The 17,333-nt window shown below is 42.4% G+C and carries 16 protein-coding genes, 1 tRNA gene and 1 pseudogene; 12 read left to right on the top strand and 6 right to left on the bottom strand.

Annotated features, from left to right (window positions below; translation table 11 throughout):
- Positions 1 to 1,121 (top strand): sensor histidine kinase (locus V7L29_RS06530; RefSeq protein WP_334734913.1); only part of this gene is annotated, 1,121 nt, incomplete at its 5' end.
- Positions 1,122 to 1,179: 58 nt separating this feature from the next.
- Here the strand turns inward: V7L29_RS06530 and V7L29_RS35445 are convergent.
- Positions 1,180 to 1,342: pseudogene (locus V7L29_RS35445) on the bottom strand (IS982 family transposase); the annotation flags it as partial.
- 80 nt (positions 1,343 to 1,422) lie between these two features.
- Entirely contained in the window at positions 1,423 to 2,139 is a 717-nt protein-coding gene (locus V7L29_RS06525) for an MBL fold metallo-hydrolase (protein ID WP_334734912.1), read from the bottom strand.
- Between the two features lie 193 nt (positions 2,140 to 2,332).
- On the opposite strand from V7L29_RS06525, the gene V7L29_RS06520 reads away from it, so the two are divergent.
- Positions 2,333 to 3,853, top strand: coding sequence for a site-2 protease family protein (locus tag V7L29_RS06520; protein WP_334734914.1), 1,521 nt, complete (start codon positions 2,333 to 2,335; stop codon positions 3,851 to 3,853).
- 124 nt (positions 3,854 to 3,977) lie between these two features.
- Complete coding sequence (locus tag V7L29_RS06515; RefSeq protein WP_334690461.1) at positions 3,978 to 4,130, top strand: hypothetical protein; 153 nt, start codon at positions 3,978 to 3,980, stop codon at positions 4,128 to 4,130.
- 215 nt (positions 4,131 to 4,345) lie between these two features.
- Here V7L29_RS06515 and V7L29_RS06510 read toward each other — a convergent pair whose 3' ends face one another.
- From V7L29_RS06510 to V7L29_RS06500, 3 genes are all read right to left on the bottom strand, one after another.
- Positions 4,346 to 4,912 (bottom strand): phycobiliprotein lyase, encoded by a 567-nt coding sequence (locus tag V7L29_RS06510; RefSeq protein WP_334734911.1) that lies wholly within the window; start codon positions 4,910 to 4,912, stop codon positions 4,346 to 4,348.
- 75 nt (positions 4,913 to 4,987) lie between these two features.
- The gene (locus tag V7L29_RS06505; RefSeq protein WP_334690463.1) at positions 4,988 to 5,668 is read right to left on the bottom strand and encodes a HEAT repeat domain-containing protein; all 681 of its coding nucleotides are present in this window, start codon (positions 5,666 to 5,668) and stop codon (positions 4,988 to 4,990) included.
- Between the two features lie 544 nt (positions 5,669 to 6,212).
- Positions 6,213 to 6,299, bottom strand: a tRNA-Ser gene (locus tag V7L29_RS06500).
- 107 nt (positions 6,300 to 6,406) lie between these two features.
- Here V7L29_RS06500 and V7L29_RS06495 point away from each other — a divergent pair.
- The 7 genes from V7L29_RS06495 (at position 6,407) to V7L29_RS06465 (ending at position 11,989) form a co-directional block, all read left to right on the top strand.
- Positions 6,407 to 6,775: a 2Fe-2S iron-sulfur cluster-binding protein gene (locus V7L29_RS06495; protein WP_334690464.1), complete on the top strand. Its 369-nt coding sequence runs from the start codon at positions 6,407 to 6,409 to the stop codon at positions 6,773 to 6,775.
- Between the two features lie 76 nt (positions 6,776 to 6,851).
- A complete protein-coding gene (locus tag V7L29_RS06490; protein WP_334690506.1) occupies positions 6,852 to 7,391 on the top strand; it encodes a thermonuclease family protein in 540 nt (179 codons plus the stop codon).
- 85 nt (positions 7,392 to 7,476) lie between these two features.
- Entirely contained in the window at positions 7,477 to 8,289 is an 813-nt protein-coding gene (locus tag V7L29_RS06485) for an inositol monophosphatase family protein (protein ID WP_334690465.1), read from the top strand.
- Positions 8,290 to 8,455: 166 nt separating this feature from the next.
- Positions 8,456 to 9,412, top strand: coding sequence for a J domain-containing protein (locus V7L29_RS06480; protein ID WP_334734910.1), 957 nt, complete (start codon positions 8,456 to 8,458; stop codon positions 9,410 to 9,412).
- Positions 9,412 to 10,626: an ATP phosphoribosyltransferase regulatory subunit gene (locus V7L29_RS06475; RefSeq protein WP_334734909.1), complete on the top strand. Its 1,215-nt coding sequence runs from the start codon at positions 9,412 to 9,414 to the stop codon at positions 10,624 to 10,626. The genes V7L29_RS06480 and V7L29_RS06475 overlap by 1 nt, the downstream gene beginning before the upstream one ends.
- Before the next feature lie 241 nt (positions 10,627 to 10,867).
- Positions 10,868 to 11,092 carry an indolepyruvate ferredoxin oxidoreductase subunit alpha gene (locus V7L29_RS06470; RefSeq protein WP_104907250.1) on the top strand — a complete coding sequence of 75 codons (225 nt, stop codon included), beginning with the start codon at positions 10,868 to 10,870 and terminating at the stop codon, positions 11,090 to 11,092.
- Between the two features lie 168 nt (positions 11,093 to 11,260).
- Entirely contained in the window at positions 11,261 to 11,989 is a 729-nt protein-coding gene (locus V7L29_RS06465; RefSeq protein WP_334734908.1) for an ABC transporter ATP-binding protein, read from the top strand.
- An 841-nt stretch (positions 11,990 to 12,830) separates the two neighbouring features.
- Here the strand turns inward: V7L29_RS06465 and V7L29_RS06460 are convergent.
- Entirely contained in the window at positions 12,831 to 14,153 is a 1,323-nt protein-coding gene (locus tag V7L29_RS06460) for a hypothetical protein (protein ID WP_334734907.1), read from the bottom strand.
- Positions 14,154 to 14,485: 332 nt separating this feature from the next.
- Here V7L29_RS06460 and V7L29_RS06455 point away from each other — a divergent pair, with 332 nt between their 5' ends.
- Positions 14,486 to 15,208 carry a carbonic anhydrase gene (locus V7L29_RS06455; RefSeq protein ID WP_334690470.1) on the top strand — a complete coding sequence of 241 codons (723 nt, stop codon included), beginning with the start codon at positions 14,486 to 14,488 and terminating at the stop codon, positions 15,206 to 15,208.
- 573 nt (positions 15,209 to 15,781) lie between these two features.
- A complete protein-coding gene (locus tag V7L29_RS06450) occupies positions 15,782 to 17,290 on the top strand; it encodes a UbiD family decarboxylase (RefSeq protein WP_334734906.1) in 1,509 nt (502 codons plus the stop codon).
- The last annotated feature ends 43 nt before the right edge of the window (positions 17,291 to 17,333 follow it).

Raw genomic sequence — 17,333 nt, 5'->3', positions numbered from 1 at the left:
GCGATCGAATCAACGAAGAAGCCCAAATTATTCAGAAAGTGAAACAAGGAGAACGAGTTGAACACTTTGAAACCGTGCGTCAACGCAAAGATGGGACACTGATTGATATCTCGCTAACAATTTCTCCAATTAAAAATACAACAGGCAAAATTATTGGTGTTTCCAAAATTGCTCGTGATATCAGTACTTCTAAACAAGTTGAAAAAGCTTTGCGAGAGTCAGAAGCCCTGTTGCAGCAGAAAGCAACTGAACTAGAAACCACTTTACTTGAACTGAAGCGAACGCAAATTCAACTAATACAAAATGAGAATATGTCTAGTTTGGGGCAGTTAGTCGCAGGGATAGCGCATGAAATTAATAACCCAGTGAACTTTATCTATGCCAACCTCAAGCCTGCCAATGACTATACTCAAGACTTATTAAAACTGCTGCGGTTGTATCAAAAGTATTATCCCAGCCCATTACCAGAAATTCAGCAGGAAGGAAAGGAAATCGAGCTAGATTTCTTAGTAGAAGATTTACCCAAGTTATTTTCCTCAATGGAAGTTGGAGCAGTCAGGATTCAAACGATTGTGCGCTCTTTACGGAACTTCTCCCGTATAGACGAAGCTGAGATAAAACAAGTCAACATTCATGAGGGCATTGATAGTACGTTGATACTTTTGCAGCATCGCCTGAAAGGCAAGTCTAACTGGGAAATTAAATTGGTTAAGAATTATGGCAACCTGCCATTGGTTGAGTGCAAACCTTCTCTATTGAACCAGGTGTTTATGAATATCATTTGCAATGCAATCGATGCCCTCGAAGAACGAGACCAACAGCGCACGTTTGAGGAAATTGAGCAACAGCCGAGTCAAATTCTGATTTCTACTCAAATGCTTGATTCACATCTGGTACAGATTCAGATTGCAGATAACGGTCTTGGTATCCCAAAAATCGTTCAAGAAAAATTGTTTAATCCATTCTTTACCACTAAATCAGTTGGCAAAGGGACTGGATTGGGGTTATCGATCAGCTATGAGATTGTGACTAACAAGCATAATGGCTCATTGCGGTGCCATTCCCTACCTGGTCATCAAACCGAGTTTGTGATTGAGATCCCAATTCGACAGACTGTTTAAACAATATTTCAGAAATGTTAGGTATCTAATCTTACTTGAACGTGAGTTCGGGTTAAGATTAGGTGGCAGAAAGCAAATTGTAACCGATGGCAATCGCCGGCTTGTTGGGTTGGTAACAGTAGGCAATTAAGCCGCAGACGATGTTAACCAAGCAATTGACAGGCGATTAGTGGCGAGAATGCTACAATCTGGGAGATATTCTTGAACTGATCAATAAGTGAGTACGGGGGAAGCTAGCCTTCACACTCCCTGAATCCTCCCTCACCACTACTTGACTTTTCTTGGTTTTGCCATTTAATACTCAAAGTGTAGAAATCAGTTTTTGAAGAGCTGAGATACAAGCATTATATTCTATGACACGTTTGCCTCTAAGAAAGCCTGTATTAGCTCCGGGACAAATGTAGCGGAGACTTTCTGGTGTAAAAGTTTCTAACAATAATCGAAGACTCTGGATTTGCCTGGGCCAGTGAAAGGTTTTCGCTGTTCGTAATGGTACTGCTTGACCCTGCTGGTTAGGGACTAAATGGCGACCAGAAAACAATATACCTCCAAGTTTACTATAGTACAGGCAAGATGAGCCGGGAGAATGACCTGGTGTCCAAATCACTTGTGTTGCAACATCGAGAGTAAATTCCTGCCTAAAGGTAGTTACGGTTAAACCTGGTAATAAATAAGCTTCTTGCTCTTGAATCAGTACCTCGCAGCCAAAGGTTTGCTGAATTTCAGGGGTCTTGCCAATAGCGCCTCGATGGGTGATAAATAACCAACGTACGCCTCCATGCGATCGCAAAAAATCTTGATTTGTTTGGTCTAATGCAGGGCAATCTATCAGGATATTGCCTTCATTTCTTACAATAAAATAAGAGGTTCCCCCTAATGTGTCCCGATTGGGTGGAAAGGCAAAAATGCTCTCTTGTGCGAAGTCCGATTGCGGAGAACTTCCGCTAGGAACTTCGTCAGGGAAGACAGCCCGTGGTGGCTTAGTTGTATGACTCGGCTGTTGAGGTAAAGGGCACATGAGCAAAGAACCGAAACTGAGGAGTTGTGGACAATCTGGTTACAGTGTGGAAATTCTCAAGAATTGAAACTTAAGCGTTAACCAACACTGTTAACCGTTATGAATAAAATTAGGGTTTGAGGTCTGCCTTGTAGTTAATGCTATGGTGCTGAAGCTACTGGTGGAGCATTTTGTCAAAATTACCAAAGATAATATGGCATTTTGGTTTCTGTTTATCCTCCTATTGGGGCTAGCTACTTATCTAATGGTGCAGCACAGCGTCGCTCACATCACCCAGACACCAGTATGGTTGTTGTGGCTGGTTTTAATGACACCAGCATTTCTATTGAGTGGATGGACGCTGATGTACGGGGCGAAACAATCTCCGCCACCACCGCTGATCATTTGGTCGTTATTTGTCTGCACAGTGTTGTACTGGATGTTGTTTCAATGGGGGCGTCGAGTGCCAAGAGATACACAGATTCAAGCCCAAGCTCAAGCCTCAGAATCACAGCCGACTATCCAGCCTACCGCAGAACCAATAGCGCGTCCCATTAAGCCATCGGAAGAAACCCAACTGCGAAATTGTTTTCCTTGGTCTGTATACTACGTTCAAAATATTGAGTATCGACCACAAGCTGTGATTTGTCGTGGTCAGTTGCGAACTAAAGCCAGCAACGCCTACCAGCAGATTAAGACTAATATTGAAGCACAATTTGGCGATCGCTTCTTAGTGATCTTTCAAGAAGGTTTCGATGGCAAACCTTTCTTTGTGCTGGTTCCCAATACTCAAGCTGCTAAACAGACAAATACACCACGACGCGACCAAGAACGGTTAACTCGACCAGGATTAGCACTTCTACTATTAGTAATTACTTTGCTAACTACTACCTTGGTGGGAGTGGAAATTGCTGGTGTTTCTCTTCCACCTCTATCGAAAATTAGCTCTTTGTTCAAAGTTATATCTAACCCAGATGTCTTATTCAAAGGATTGCCCTATGCTTTAGGATTAATGACTATCTTGGGTATTCACGAACTTGGGCATTATTTAACAGCTAAATTCTACAATATTCGCTCGACGTTGCCTTACTTTATTCCCATGCCTTTGTTTTTGGGAACTTTTGGTGCATTTATTCAGATGCGTAGTCCCATTCCCAACCGCAAAGCTTTATTTGACATTAGTATCGCTGGCCCAATTGCAGGCTTTGTCGTCACCTTGCCATTACTAATATGGGGTTTGGCTCATTCTGATGTGGTTTCCCTGAGTGAAAAAACCCGACTATTGAATCCTGATGCTCTTAATCCCAAGTATTCTATTTTACTAGCGCTACTCTCGAAGTTAGCCTTGGGAAGTCAGTTAACGGCAAAATCCGCTCTTGACCTACATCCAGTGGCTGTAGCAGGTTTTTTGGGACTAATTGTCACAGCATTAAATTTAATGCCTGTGGGACAACTAGATGGAGGTCACATTATCCATGCGATGTTTGGACAACGAACCGCAATTATAATCGGTCAAATTGCTCGCTTGCTGTTGCTATTACTTTCTTTAGTTCGGGAAGAATTTTTGTTGTGGGCGATTATCTTATTATTTATGTCATTGATTGATGAACCTGCGCTGAATGATGTCACTGAATTGGATAACGGACGTGACATTTTGGGATTACTGGCAATGGCTTTGTTGATTGTAATTATTATGCCACTACCGCAGGCGATCGCTAGCTTTTTGCAAATTTAAAAAGGATTAAAAAAGAGATAACAAAGTCTCTAAATTTGTTTTTTTTCCAACTATGAAATTAAGCATGGTTTGGGTCTTTAAATTATAAACAGTATTAAATAATAACCTTCTTTTAGGAGCAATTTTGAAAGCTGCGATCGCTGGGATGGTTTCAAAGCAAAAACGTGCTACACCAAAGGGGTACGCTCTAATTCAAAATTCACGCATGGGGATACAAGCCACTAAATTTATTTATGAAAAAATAAAAATAAAAATATTTAAACCGAGTGGTTACTGAGCGTAGCCGAAGTGATGCGTACCACTTCTTTTCAATGCGTCCTTGCTACAAAGCAACTAAATTTATTTATGGGGTTATTAATGCGTGAATTTTGGATTTATAATTTGGAATTAAGAGGGGAGACTGATTAATTCGGGCGTACTTTAACTTAATTATTCATAAAAAATATTAAACTTAATTCCCCCTGTTTCTAGGGGGAATATGTTGTATTAAAACTAATTCGATACTGAATTAGCCGCCTCGGAAGCCTTCGCGGCTGGTGGAGAACCACCCATGCGAATCTCAGAAGTGAAGGAAGTGATACTAAATCCACCAAAATTCTTGAGGATATTCACCCGCATTCGCAAATTGGGGCTAGCAAACCACAGGCGCTCCTCAGAACTCATGGTTTCATCCTCTGTAGTGAGGGTCAAAGCATTATCACTATCTATTTTATAGCGTCCAGCAACTGGAATTTTATCGGCATCAACTATTTTTCGCAGTAACTTACCTTCAGCCGGATTATCTGCATCAGGTATCAAAACTAACACATTTGAACCACTGTGTTTGGCTTGATCCTTTTCCATTGTGCCGTTCCAGGTAACTTTGGCAGCACAAGAGGCGGAACTAAGATTAATTTTATACTCTTGACACAGTTTGATCACTTCTGGATGATCTACTGTTAGCATCTCAATGATAATGTCTGACTTGCTATTTTCAGATTGGTTAAAAGCCAAATGTTGACTAGTACGATGAGAAAACCATTTACCAGCACTTAACTGAAAAAACTCTTCAATATTCATGAATGAAATTATCCTGCATCAAAATGCTAAAATTCCCACTTAATTATTATTAAAAGGTAGCAGGAGGCTTTAATATTAAGCTTGTTTGCCTATTTCCTCAAGCTTCTTAAGTCCAATCCTGGCTGCCTCAGCAACGTTGAAATGATTGTCTTTTTCTAGGTATTTTAAAGCTGAGACACTCTTAGGAGTGGGAAGATTTCCCAAGGCTTCTGCCAAACGCTGCCTTACTAACCAATCATCTGATTGGGCGAAGCGCAGGATATTATCGACAGACTCAATGTCTTGAATTTCTCCCAGTGCAGAGATTGCAGCTTGTTGCAACACTACTTCTTTGCTATCTAATGCCTGAATAAGAATTTGATGGGCGCGGGGGTCTTTAATGTTACCTAGAGAAACGGCTGCACTAAAGCGTACTAGCCAATCAGTATCTTCATAAAATGCCCGTGAAAGCACTTCAAAAGCTCTGACATCACCCAAATATCCTAAGGCACCAGCGGCATCAGCGCGTATACCATAATCTGGGTCATTTTCGAGAATTCTTACCAAAATTGAATAACATTCTGGCGTCGGCTTAATTCCGAGGGCAAATATTGCCATTGATCGCAGTTGCAAAGATTCGTCGTCTAGTACCTTTTTAATCAAAGGAACTGCATCCTCAGCAGGAACATGGCGCAGATTAGCAAGGGCTAACATGCGATCGCGTAAATTTGGACTTTCTAAGTGAGTAGAAATTTCTTGTAAGCTTAGATCTGCCATTTAGTTCAAAGCCTTTTCTTTACTTATCTTAATTTACCTGATCCGTTCATCAGCCTATCACCATAGTGAAGTAGGAGTTTAGCGACTTTACAAAATGCCTCGATTATGAGTGAAAAATAAACAGATGTTACTTCCCGTGAGATTGTGTATTGAATTTAGCTGTCAGATTTAAAACTTATAGCGATTCTGATTTAAATTAGGTAGACGGGTAAGGGCGCATAGCTAGCTGTACACCCCTACAGCCGATTCATATATTGCAAAGATTTGAAGCTGTTTGGACTCTACCGGATTAAATGGCATCTGGATATAGCACTAGAGATACTGGGAATTCTGTAAACCTTAATCAATTTTGCTAGCTAGACTCCTTTCATACCAGAAGGAAGTTTTTTCTTTTCAGAGAAATGAGGTCGGAAATTATACTATTTCACGAAATAACTGCTAAAAATACAGATGAGTTTAGAAAATTTATCTGCAAACTCGCAAGGGATATGCCAAAGTAAGCTAAAACCAGTGGGTTTTCACCCTACTTTCTGATAAAAGTTAACGGAGAGATAGGGATTTGAACCCTAGAATACGTTTCCGCATTACAGCATTTCCAGTGCTGCGCCTTAAACCACTCGGCCATCTCTCCAGATGCCACAAGTTACAATTATACTCTAAAATCCTAGAAAATGCAAAGATAAAGAAAGACATTTTAGATTGAATCTGAAAGTCCCAATCCCAAAACTGCAAATCCAGATGTCCCGTACATACATAATTAGAGTTCGCGATCGCGCCACTGGCAAAACATACACCCTACAAGTGCCAGAAGACCGCTACATCCTGCACACTGCCGAAAAACAAGGGGTGGAACTACCGTTTTCCTGCCGCAACGGGGCTTGCACCACTTGTGCGGTGAGAGTGTTGTCGGGAGAAATTTACCAACCGGAGGCGATCGGATTGTCGCCACACTTACGTCGGCAAGGTTATGCCTTGTTATGTGTGAGTTACCCCCGTTCTGACTTGGAGGTGGAAACGCAAGACGAAGATGAAGTCTATGAACTCCAGTTTGGACGCTATTTTGCTAGGGGTAAAGTTAAAGCGGGTTTACCTTTAGATGAGGAATAAACAATTCAAAATCACCGTACCCCTACTTAAAAGCCAACTAGCAAGAGCAGCGACGAGAGGAGAAGTTCTGATAGGTATGCGTCTTGGTGACTGGCTGCGAAAAATAGCCATTTTGGCTTGCTTATTGCTCTTGGTGAGTTGCCAAGGTAAAAACCAGCTGCCAAATAATGAGGCTCAGGTGAAAGTAGCGCGGGTAGTTAGTGGGCAAAGTTTGGAAGTGTTAGGCATGGCTGAACAACCAAATTTGATTTCCCAAGTGCGGTTAGTTGGTATTGATGCACCAGATTTGCGACAGCGACCTTGGGGGGAAGCAGCAAAAGAACAGTTAGAGGATCTAATTGGTGGTGCAGAAGAATCGGTAACGCTAGAGTTTGATTTAGAAGCAAAAGACAAAATCGGGCGAACTCTAGCTTATGTGTGGAAAAATAAGGTGTTGTTGAATGAAGAATTAGTCAAACAAGGGAATGCAATGTTTGTTGGGCGATCGCCTAACCACAAATATGACCAACGTTTAGAACGTGCCCAACAATGGGCTAGACTCATGGGGCAAGGAATCTGGAACCCAGAAAAACCCATGCGCCTCACTCCCGCTGAGTTTCGCCGCCAAAATCTTTGAAAAGTGGGGAGTGGAAGAGCAGGGGAAGTAGGGGAAGTAGGAGGAGAAAGAATACTAATGACTAATAACTAATGACTAATGACTAATGACAAATCTACAAATTTTTCTGGATATTGCTACGGAAGCGGCCTTAGCTGCTGGTGGCATTTTGCAAGGTTACTTGGGTAAGTTAGAAGACGCAATTATTGAAAAAGGACGCCCTGGTGATTTAGTCACCGCTGCTGATAAAGCCTCAGAAGAGTTGATTTTAGCAATTTTGCGCCGCCACTTTCCTCAGCACTCTATCCTCGCTGAAGAATCAGGGAAATTAGGTAATCAAGAGAGTGAATTCCTTTGGGCAATAGATCCTCTTGATGGCACAACCAACTACGCCCATCAATACCCATTTTTTGCCGTTTCCATCGGGCTGTTAATTAATGGTGTTCCACAAGTTGGTGTAATTTATGACCCCTTCCACAATGAGCTATTCCGTGCCGCTGCTGGTTTGGGAGCAACGCGTAATCGTCATCCCATCAAGGTTTCAATAACATCTGAGCTGAGTAAAAGCTTGCTAGTGACAGGATTTGCCTATGATCGCCGCGAAACCTCTGATAACAACTATGCAGAATTTAGTCACCTCACCCATCTTACCCAAGGAGTCAGACGTAGCGGTTCCGCATCGTTAGATTTAGCACATGTTGCCTGTGGACGTGTCGATGGTTACTGGGAACGGGGACTTTCTCCTTGGGATATTGCCGCCGGGATAATTTTGGTACAAGAAGCCGGGGGCATAGTCACCGCCTACGATGGCACTCCCGTCAAAATTGAATCAGGTAGAATGATCGCCACAAATGGTTATATTCACGACTCCCTCAGTAGCGAACTTCTACAAGTTCCACCACTGTCAGCCTGGGTATGAAAAAAGAGGGGGGAGCAGGGGGAGAAATAAGCAATACCCAATGACTAATGACTAATGACTAATGACTAATGACTGATGACTAATGAAAATTTGCTACTGACGAATCACTGATCAACCGAAGTAAACTAGAAAGAATCTAACTGCTCCTTTGATGCAAGACCTCTATATGTCTTTCAAAATAGATCGTGGACTATTTAAATATGATTTCATAGATCATCACGCAGTATTGTGTGTTCCAGTTGATGCGGATGTCAAAGAGATTCGTAAACGTTATCTCAAAATCGCCCGCCGTTTGCACCCGGACAGTAGTTTTACTAAAAGTGCTGCTCAAAAACAGCTAGGGAACGATTTGTTATCAAAGCTGGTTAACCCAGCTTACGAAAAACTTTGTGGCGATCGCACTCGCGTAGAATATACGATGATTTTGTCGCAAATTGGCAAGCGCTTGGTACAAGAGTCTACTTCGCTGACTCTAGACACCGACTTGGCTAGACAGTTAGCTGATGCCTCTAATGTCGATCATTTCTATAAAAGTGCGATCGCTAAAATCGGCGAAACCCAATATGATTCTTTAGAGCAAGCGCTGCAAGTCATTGCCCAAATTAGTGAGTTGAATTTAGTGTATTTAATGCGGAGTGCGGGCAAATCATCCGCAGCGCCACCGCCATCTGCTCAACCTAAAGTCCAATCAGGCACACCTCAATCAAATACAGTAAAAAATACACCACCAGCACCAGCGCCACCGAAAGAAGACTCAGCTGTAGAACAGTATGTTCGTCGCGCTCAATCTTTAATTGACAAAAACCAATTTGCCCAAGCCAAAGTAGAGTTGCAGGATGCCCTAAAGCTAGAACCTAAAAATAGTCGCTGCCATAGCTTAATTGCAATGGTGTATTTGAGGCAAAATCAGCTAAAAATGGCAAAAATTCACTTTGACAATGCTCTCAAATTAGACCCCAATGACGAAACGGCGTTGCAATGGAAACCTAAAATAGATAAGGCTTTAGGACAACAACCTAGTGAGCATAAGGTGACTTCATCCCCCAATAATAGAGATAAGCAACCAGATAAATCTGGTAGTGACGGTTTGTTCGGTGGTTTGTTTGGTGGGAAGAAAAAATAATGGTGTATCAACCAGCAGCGGGAGCCAGGGATTTATTGCCCTTGGATGTGGAGAAAAAACGCTGGATTGAAGATAGGTTACAGCAAGTATTTCACCGTTGGGGATATCACAGGATTATCACCTCGACTTTAGAGCGCATGGATACCCTGATGGCGGGGGAAGCAATCCAGCGTCAGATGGTGATTCAACTACAACAAAATGGCGAAGATGATGAGTTAGGGCTACGTCCAGAGTTAACAGCATCCATTGCTCGCACTGTTGTCACTCGGATGGCAGGTCTACGTTATCCGCAACGGTTGTACTACAACGCCAATGTGTTTCGCCGCACTTGGGAAAGCAGGCATAATAGCCAGCAGGAGTTTTATCAAGCTGGGGTAGAGTTGTTAGGTGCTGGCGGATTGCTGGCGAATGCGGAAGTAGTGCTGTTAGTTGCAGATTGTTTGGCAGCACTAGGTTTAGAGGGATGGCATTTAATTTTAGGTGAGGCGGAAATTACCCGATCGCTTTTGAGTGCCTTTCCTGCTAATTTACAGGATAAAGTTCGCAGTGCGATCGCCCATCTCGACCGGATCACTATAGATACTTTACCCCTAAGTGACAAACTGCGCGATCGCGCCCGAATCATCCTGGATTTGCGCGGGCCAAGTGCAGATGTGTTACAAAAAGTCAGTAGTTTGGATCTAGATGAAGAACAGCGAGAGGCAGTAAATAACCTCAAATCCCTAGTAGAATTACTGGAATCAGAGAAAAAATTTCCGTTAACCCTTGACCTCAGCCTCATTCAGACCATAGATTACTACACTGGTATTGTCTTTGAAGTTGTCACTGATACCGAATCGCAAGCCAGAGTTTTAGGGCGCGGTGGTCGCTATGACCAGCTTTTGGGGTTATATCATCCCCAAGGAAAAAACATTCCCGGAATTGGTTTTGGACTAAATATTGAAGAATTATACCAAGTTTTGTTGTCTACTCAGCAATTACCACAAGCAATCCCAGCGACTAACTGGTTGGTAGCACCAGAGACACCGAGTGCTAACGCCGCCGCCTTTGCCTACGCACAAAAACTCAGAGATTCTACTGATTTGGTGCGGGTAGAAATTGATTTGGGGGGAAGGGATACAGATGCTATTCGCCAATATGCACGCGATCGCGGCATTGCTCAAATTGCTTGGATTAAAGCTGATGGCTCACCAAAAATTGAATCATTGCGTTAAGTGAGTTGGGCATGGGGTATGGAGCATGGGGCATTGCTTCATCTCCCCACTCTTCACTCCCCAGCTACGTGACCTAGATGATACTGTAGTAACGAGTAAAGAAAAACTCTTATAATCTTGTGACTTTTGACTTTTACTTCTCTACCTTGGGCTGCGCTTAGGGCGCAGCCTAAGAAGAGAAGTGTCCCCACTCCCCTGCTAGGCTAGAACTAGCCGATACAGAAAAAAGGGAATCGAGAACATGCCGCACACAATTGTTACAGAAGTCTGTGAAGGCGTCGCTGACTGCGTAGATGCCTGTCCAGTAGCTTGTATTCATGATGGCCCAGGCAAAAATGCCAAGGGAACAGATTGGTACTGGATTGACTTTGCCACTTGCATCGACTGTGGTATATGTCTCCAAGTTTGCCCAGTAGAAGGGGCAATTCTCCCAGAAGAACGACCGGAGTTGCAAAAAACACCGTAATAGTCCATAGTCAACAGTCAATAGTCAATAGTTATGCTTGACTTGACTGTTGACAAATGACCAATGACAAATACTCTCTACGAGAGGCTGTGCCCTAAGCATAGCTATGCTGCAGGCTTTACGGCAACTCTTAGAGACGCTCTTGCGTTCGCTCAGTACAAGTGACCAATGACAAATGACTATTTACTAGACGTTCAAAATGTCCACGCTGGATACATCAAAGACGTAGATATCCTGCAAGGTGTGAATTTCCGGGTTGCACCAAGGGAATTGGTAACAGTGATTGGCCCCAACGGTGCGGGTAAATCTACTTTGGCAAAAGCAATTTTTGGGCTTTTGATCCCCCACACAGGCATAATTACCTTCAAAGGTGAAAATATCGTGGGGCTAAAGTCCAATCAAATCGTCCAACGAGGAATGTGCTACGTACCGCAAATCGCCAATGTCTTCCCCTCTCTCAGTGTTGAAGAGAATTTGGAGATGGGTGCTTTTGTGCTTAACGTTCCCCTGAAACCAATTAAAGATAAAATATTTACCATGTTCCCCAGACTGAGCGATCGCCGTCGTCAACGTGCTGGTACTCTCTCTGGAGGAGAACGCCAAATGCTAGCGATGGGCAAAGCTTTGATGTTGGAACCTAGTTTGCTGATTTTGGATGAACCATCTGCTGCTTTATCCCCCATCTTGGTAACACAAGTGTTTGAGCAGATTAAACAAATTAATCAGGCGGGTACTGCGATCGTATTAGTAGAACAAAATGCTCGTAAAGCTTTAGAGATGGCTAATCGCGGATATGTACTAGAGTCTGGACGCGATGCTATCTCCGGCTCTGGTGAAGAATTGTTGAATGACCCGAAAGTGGGTGAGCTATATCTGGGAGCAGGTAAGAAATATTAAGTTTTGTGCCACCAATGGGGAACCAAAAAGCGTGTTCACAGTAGTGCTTTGGGGTGTGCCGTTAGTGGCAGTAATAGTAAATTCCCGCGACTCGAATGCATGAATGTCAATTTTGCTGTTAACAATTGCACATCCTGTGGTAATTCGAGTTTTTCCCGTTCAACATAACACCAGTTTAATAAGAGAGCCTCACCAGGTGATAGCGATGCCTACAGCGGGCTGCGCCTACGCTATCTATAACTAATACAAAAGTCATAACACATCCTGCCACTGCCGCGACCGTCGTTTTCGATGCTCAAAGAATTCTCCCTAATAATCCTTGCGTTTCTTAATCACATCTACAGCGAGTAGAAAGGTAAAACAGGACATTCATTCAGGAAAAAATGACCAGAAAGTAAATTACCCAGATCTGCCAAAACCCCATTAAGAATTCTTAATTCTTAATTACGAATTACGAATTACGAATTAATAATTATATTGAGTGCTTTTGGCAATTTGGCATTCAAAATTTTTCTGTTGCAGTTTTAATTGAGATATCAAAAGGGTTACAGGAAAATTGAGAAAATTCTACAAGGAATGAATTCCCGTCTCAAAAATCCTACCCAACGGCCAGTTGTTGACGCCTACGCTCTTTGAACCACCCTAAAGTGGATGCAGTAAAAAAGTAGCGCAAGGGTCACCGCTTCTCTACGAGACGCTGCGCGAACACCACAACTGGCTAGAAATTAAACAGAAAACACATAGTACAAATGGACTTACACAGATTTAAATCAGGTGATGACAGTGCTTGAATAGAGGCATCACTTAGCCAAGGCGATCATACCAAAGCGATCGCCACTATTTATTTAACCTGTAACTGCCTTAATTTATTATTTGCTGACAGTAATAGCTTTTGAGCTTTCAGATAAACTGTTGTGCCATTTTGCACCTTTTCTAATTGATTAATAATACTTTGCAATTGGCTTAACCCACGATTGCGCTTCCCATCATCAGCATTAGCAGGAATTGAAGCCAGCAAGCTTTCGATTTCTCGTTGCGCTAATTCCATTGCCTCCACAGCATCTGCCTCAGCTTGCCGTCTAACCTTAACTTGACCTAAATTAGTCTCATAAATTGCTAATAACTTCTGTGCTTCGGTATAACCCGCCACGTCTTTTGAAGGAATCTCCTTGAGCCGCTCAATTGCTTCTATCCACAAATTTTCTATCTGTCGCCATTCAGTTACGGTGTGCGGCGGATTTTGACCAGCTTTGGCAGCTTGCCAAGAAAATTGCCGGGCTGCGGTGATTAAGGCACTGATGCGATCGTTCCCCGCTGCCAATCCAACAACTTCCTGAAACTCACGCTTATAATTATCTAGTTGATTTTGTACAGTTTTTCCTGCCAGAGTTTGACCAGGAATCTGCTCGAATTGATTAAGCGCTGTTTGCCAAGCAGCTGTTGCAGTCTGTTTATCAGTTGCTGTTGTAGCCCGTTCATATTGCTGTTTTGCATTTAACAAGCTCTGCATATTATCGGTAAGCAAGGACTGAGCATTCTTTTCCTGAAAAACCTGAGCTTCTAGCTGCCCAACTTTACTCCGAAATGCATTAAAACCGTAGATGCTGAACCGCGAGTCATACCACCAATATCTGTATTCTGACCAATCGTTGACAAAGGAAGTTGGCAACTGATCTAGATGTTTTTCTGTTTCTTGTAGCTTCTGTTCTCCCAAAGCCAAATCAGCGGGACTAGTAGCTTTTTCAATCAATTGTTCAGCTTGCTCGACTGATACCAACGCCTGCCGATAGTGATTATCCATGCTGATATAGCTGGGTAGCAACAAAAAAGGCGCATGGAGCATCATCGACCGGCGAATCACTGGATAAGGCTGGTTCGCCACCCAAATTACACCAACGGGAATGCCGATAAGTATTGCTATCCAAATAAGTCTACTACCTATACCCCGCTTGGCTTTGCTATGCAGTTGCTGAGGGGATGTTGTGATAACCCGCCTTTGTAACTCCATTTCATGCTCTAATTCGGCAAGATTTTTGGGGTTTGATAGTGTTGTAGATTTTTTTGGCACTATAGGTAGTTGTCCGGGAGCAGACGGATCTATCCCAGAGCTATTTTGAGCATTTCTACGTAGAAAAATTCCGTTTATTTTGTTTAAAAAAGTCATATCTATAGCCAGTACTCTGTTAAGTATTCCCAAAAAATACAGAAAATACAAACAATAGCTTGTTTTGGCTTTTGACAGGAATTATCCTCTTTCCTAACCAGATGATGTATTGAAAAAACTGTCTTGATTATGGCTAACCCTGGCTTTAAACTTCACAGATGAAATCGAATTTACTTAACGCACTTAATGGTCAATTTATACATTCTAGAAGTTATAAATTAGCATACAATGTGAAGATTAAATGACTCTTAAACCGTGTAACAAGGTACTCTTGCATCTTGCTTAAGTCTGATATCTTCCTGAGAAAAGCTTTGTTGTTGTTAGGTAGATTGATGAGTCGAATCAATGGATTTGTCGGGCGACGTGATTTCTTAAAATTCGCAAGTTTGGTAGGTATTGCAGCTACTGCTTTTGGTGATAGTTTTTGTAATCCAGAGCAAACTGCTGTTGCTGATATTCGCCCAGTTAACCCTAATCTAATCAGTCCGAATGAAGCTGTCGGACGCTTGCTGGATGGTAATCAAAGATTTATTCATCAAAAACGTAAATATCCCGATCAATCACTGGAGCATCTGCGATTAGTTGCTAAAGCTCAGTATCCCTTTGCTGCCATATTGGGCTGTGCAGATTCCAGAGTACCTGCGGAAATCGTCTTCGATCAAGGACTTGGAGATTTATTTGTTGTGCGAGTAGCTGGTAATGTCGTCAGTGACACGGTTATAGGTAGTCTAGAATATTCTACAGCAGTATTGGGTTCGCAGTTGATTGTGGTTTTGGGTCATAAAAGATGCGGTGCAGTAGCAGAAGCAATTAAAAACGAACCACTTCCTGGCAGAATTGGTTTGATTATTGAGGGTATCAAACCATCTGTAGAAAGGGTAAAATTAAGAACGGGTGATAATATGCAGGATGCGGTTATAGGCAATATTCAATATCAGACTGAAAAATTACAGGAAAGCTCAACGATTTTAGCTAAATTGCTCCGTGAAGGCAAACTAAAAATTGTTGGCGCTTGTTACGATATTGACACTGGTAAAGTTAACATTATTACTTGAACATCTCACACCTTTTAGGCATAGTATTCTTAGTCTAATGATGTTGCAAAAAATTATTATTTATAAAGTATTTTTATTGATAATCTGAAAGATTAATTAAATTCATTTTCACAAAAATTCAGAAAAACGCAAAAGCAAGGCACAGTCCAAGCTTGTAACAAATAAACCCAGCAGGGGCCATATACAGCAGATTGCAACTTCTCTACGAGAGGCTACGTCAAGGTGAGGTACAGATAATCGTAGGGGTACAACATATTGTGCCCCTACCCGTGTACTTCATTTACCTGAAATACGCTGTAACAAGACCGCCTGCTAGGAAGGTATAGTATATTCTGGCCATGTTTGATTAGGTTAGCGCTTATTTTTAAAAAATAATTGCGTATCCCTAGATACAATAACTAAATCCTTTGAAAAATACAGTTAAGAAAAGTTACCAAATAGGTTAATTTCCAATTAAAATTAACAACTTCCGGAATGGGGACAGGGAAGAATATTTCCCAATGCCCAATGACAAATGACTAATAATATAAGAAAGCGCTTCACACTTCTTAAATAATCAGCTTTATTAGAACAATGGCCAGAGACTTGCGGGGATTTATTAAAATTTTGGAAGATAAGGGACAATTACGGCGAATTTCAGCTTTAGTTGACCCAGACTTAGAAATTGCTGAGATTTCCAACCGGATGCTGCAAAAAGGTGGCCCAGGGTTGTTGTTTGAAAACGTCAAAGGCGCTTCCTTCCCGGTAGCGGTAAATTTGATGGGAACTGTGGAAAGGATTTGCTGGGCGATGAACATGCAGCATCCAGAGGAGTTGGAAACTCTAGGGAAAAAACTGGGTATGCTGCAACAGCCAAAACCGCCGAAGAAGATTTCCCAGGCGATAGATTTTGGCAAAGTGCTGTTTGATGTGGTGAAGGCGAAACCAGGAAGAGACTTTTTCCCTGCTTGTCAGCAAGTTGTGCTTCAAGGTAATGATTTAGATTTACATAAGTTGCCCTTGATACGTCCTTATGTTGGTGATGCTGGCAAGATTATCACGCTGGGACTGGTAATTACTAAAGATTGCGAGACGGGTACTCCAAATGTAGGTGTGTATCGCTTGCAACTACAATCTCAGAATACGATGACAGTTCACTGGTTATCAGTGCGGGGTGGGGCGAGGCATTTGCGAAAAGCAGCCGAACGTGGGAAGAAATTAGAAGTTGCGATCGCACTTGGTGTAGATCCTCTAATTATTATGGCAGCTGCCACACCCATTCCTGTAGATTTATCAGAATGGCTGTTTGCTGGACTGTATGGCGGTTCTGGTGTGCAGTTAGCGAAGTGTAAAACTGTAGATTTGGAAGTTCCCGCAGATTCCGAATTTGTTTTGGAAGGAACGATTACACCAGGGGAAGTTTTGCCAGATGGGCCTTTTGGTGACCACATGGGTTATTATGGCGGCGTGGAGGATTCACCATTGATACGCTTTGAGTGTATGACGCACCGAAAAAATCCGATTTATTTAACAACATTTAGCGGCCGTCCACCTAAAGAAGAAGCGATGATGGCGATCGCACTAAATCGCATTTATACTCCCATTCTGCGGCAACAAGTCCCAGAAATTGTCGATTTCTTCCTACCAATGGAAGCTTTGAGTTACAAAGCGGCGATTATTTCTATTGATAAAGCATACCCGGGACAAGCGCGACGGGCAGCTTTAGCGTTTTGGAGTGCTTTACCACAATTTACATACACCAAATTTGTCATTGTTTTGGATAAAGACATAAATATTCGCGACCCGCGTCAAGTGGTATGGGCAATTAGTTCTAAAGTTGACCCAGTGCGGGATGTATTTATTTTGCCGAATACACCTTTTGATACGTTGGATTTTGCCAGTGAGAAGATTGGCTTAGGTGGACGCATGGGAATTGATGCAACTACTAAAATTCCGCCGGAAACAGACCATGAATGGGGCGCACCTTTGGAATCTGACCCAGATGTGGCGGCAATGGTAGAGAGGCGATGGGCAGAGTATGGTTTGGCAGAGTTGCAGTTAGGAGAAGTAGACCCAAATTTGTTTGGCTATGATATGAGGTAACGTGTTAGATATAAACTGGTAAAAATCTATGCTGGCTATCAGC

The organism is Nostoc sp., from assembly GCF_036916575.1.
Taxonomy (GTDB): domain Bacteria; phylum Cyanobacteriota; class Cyanobacteriia; order Cyanobacteriales; family Nostocaceae; genus Nostoc.
The sequence above is the reverse complement of the archived record's forward strand: the minus strand, read 5'-3'. Positions and strand labels throughout refer to the sequence as shown.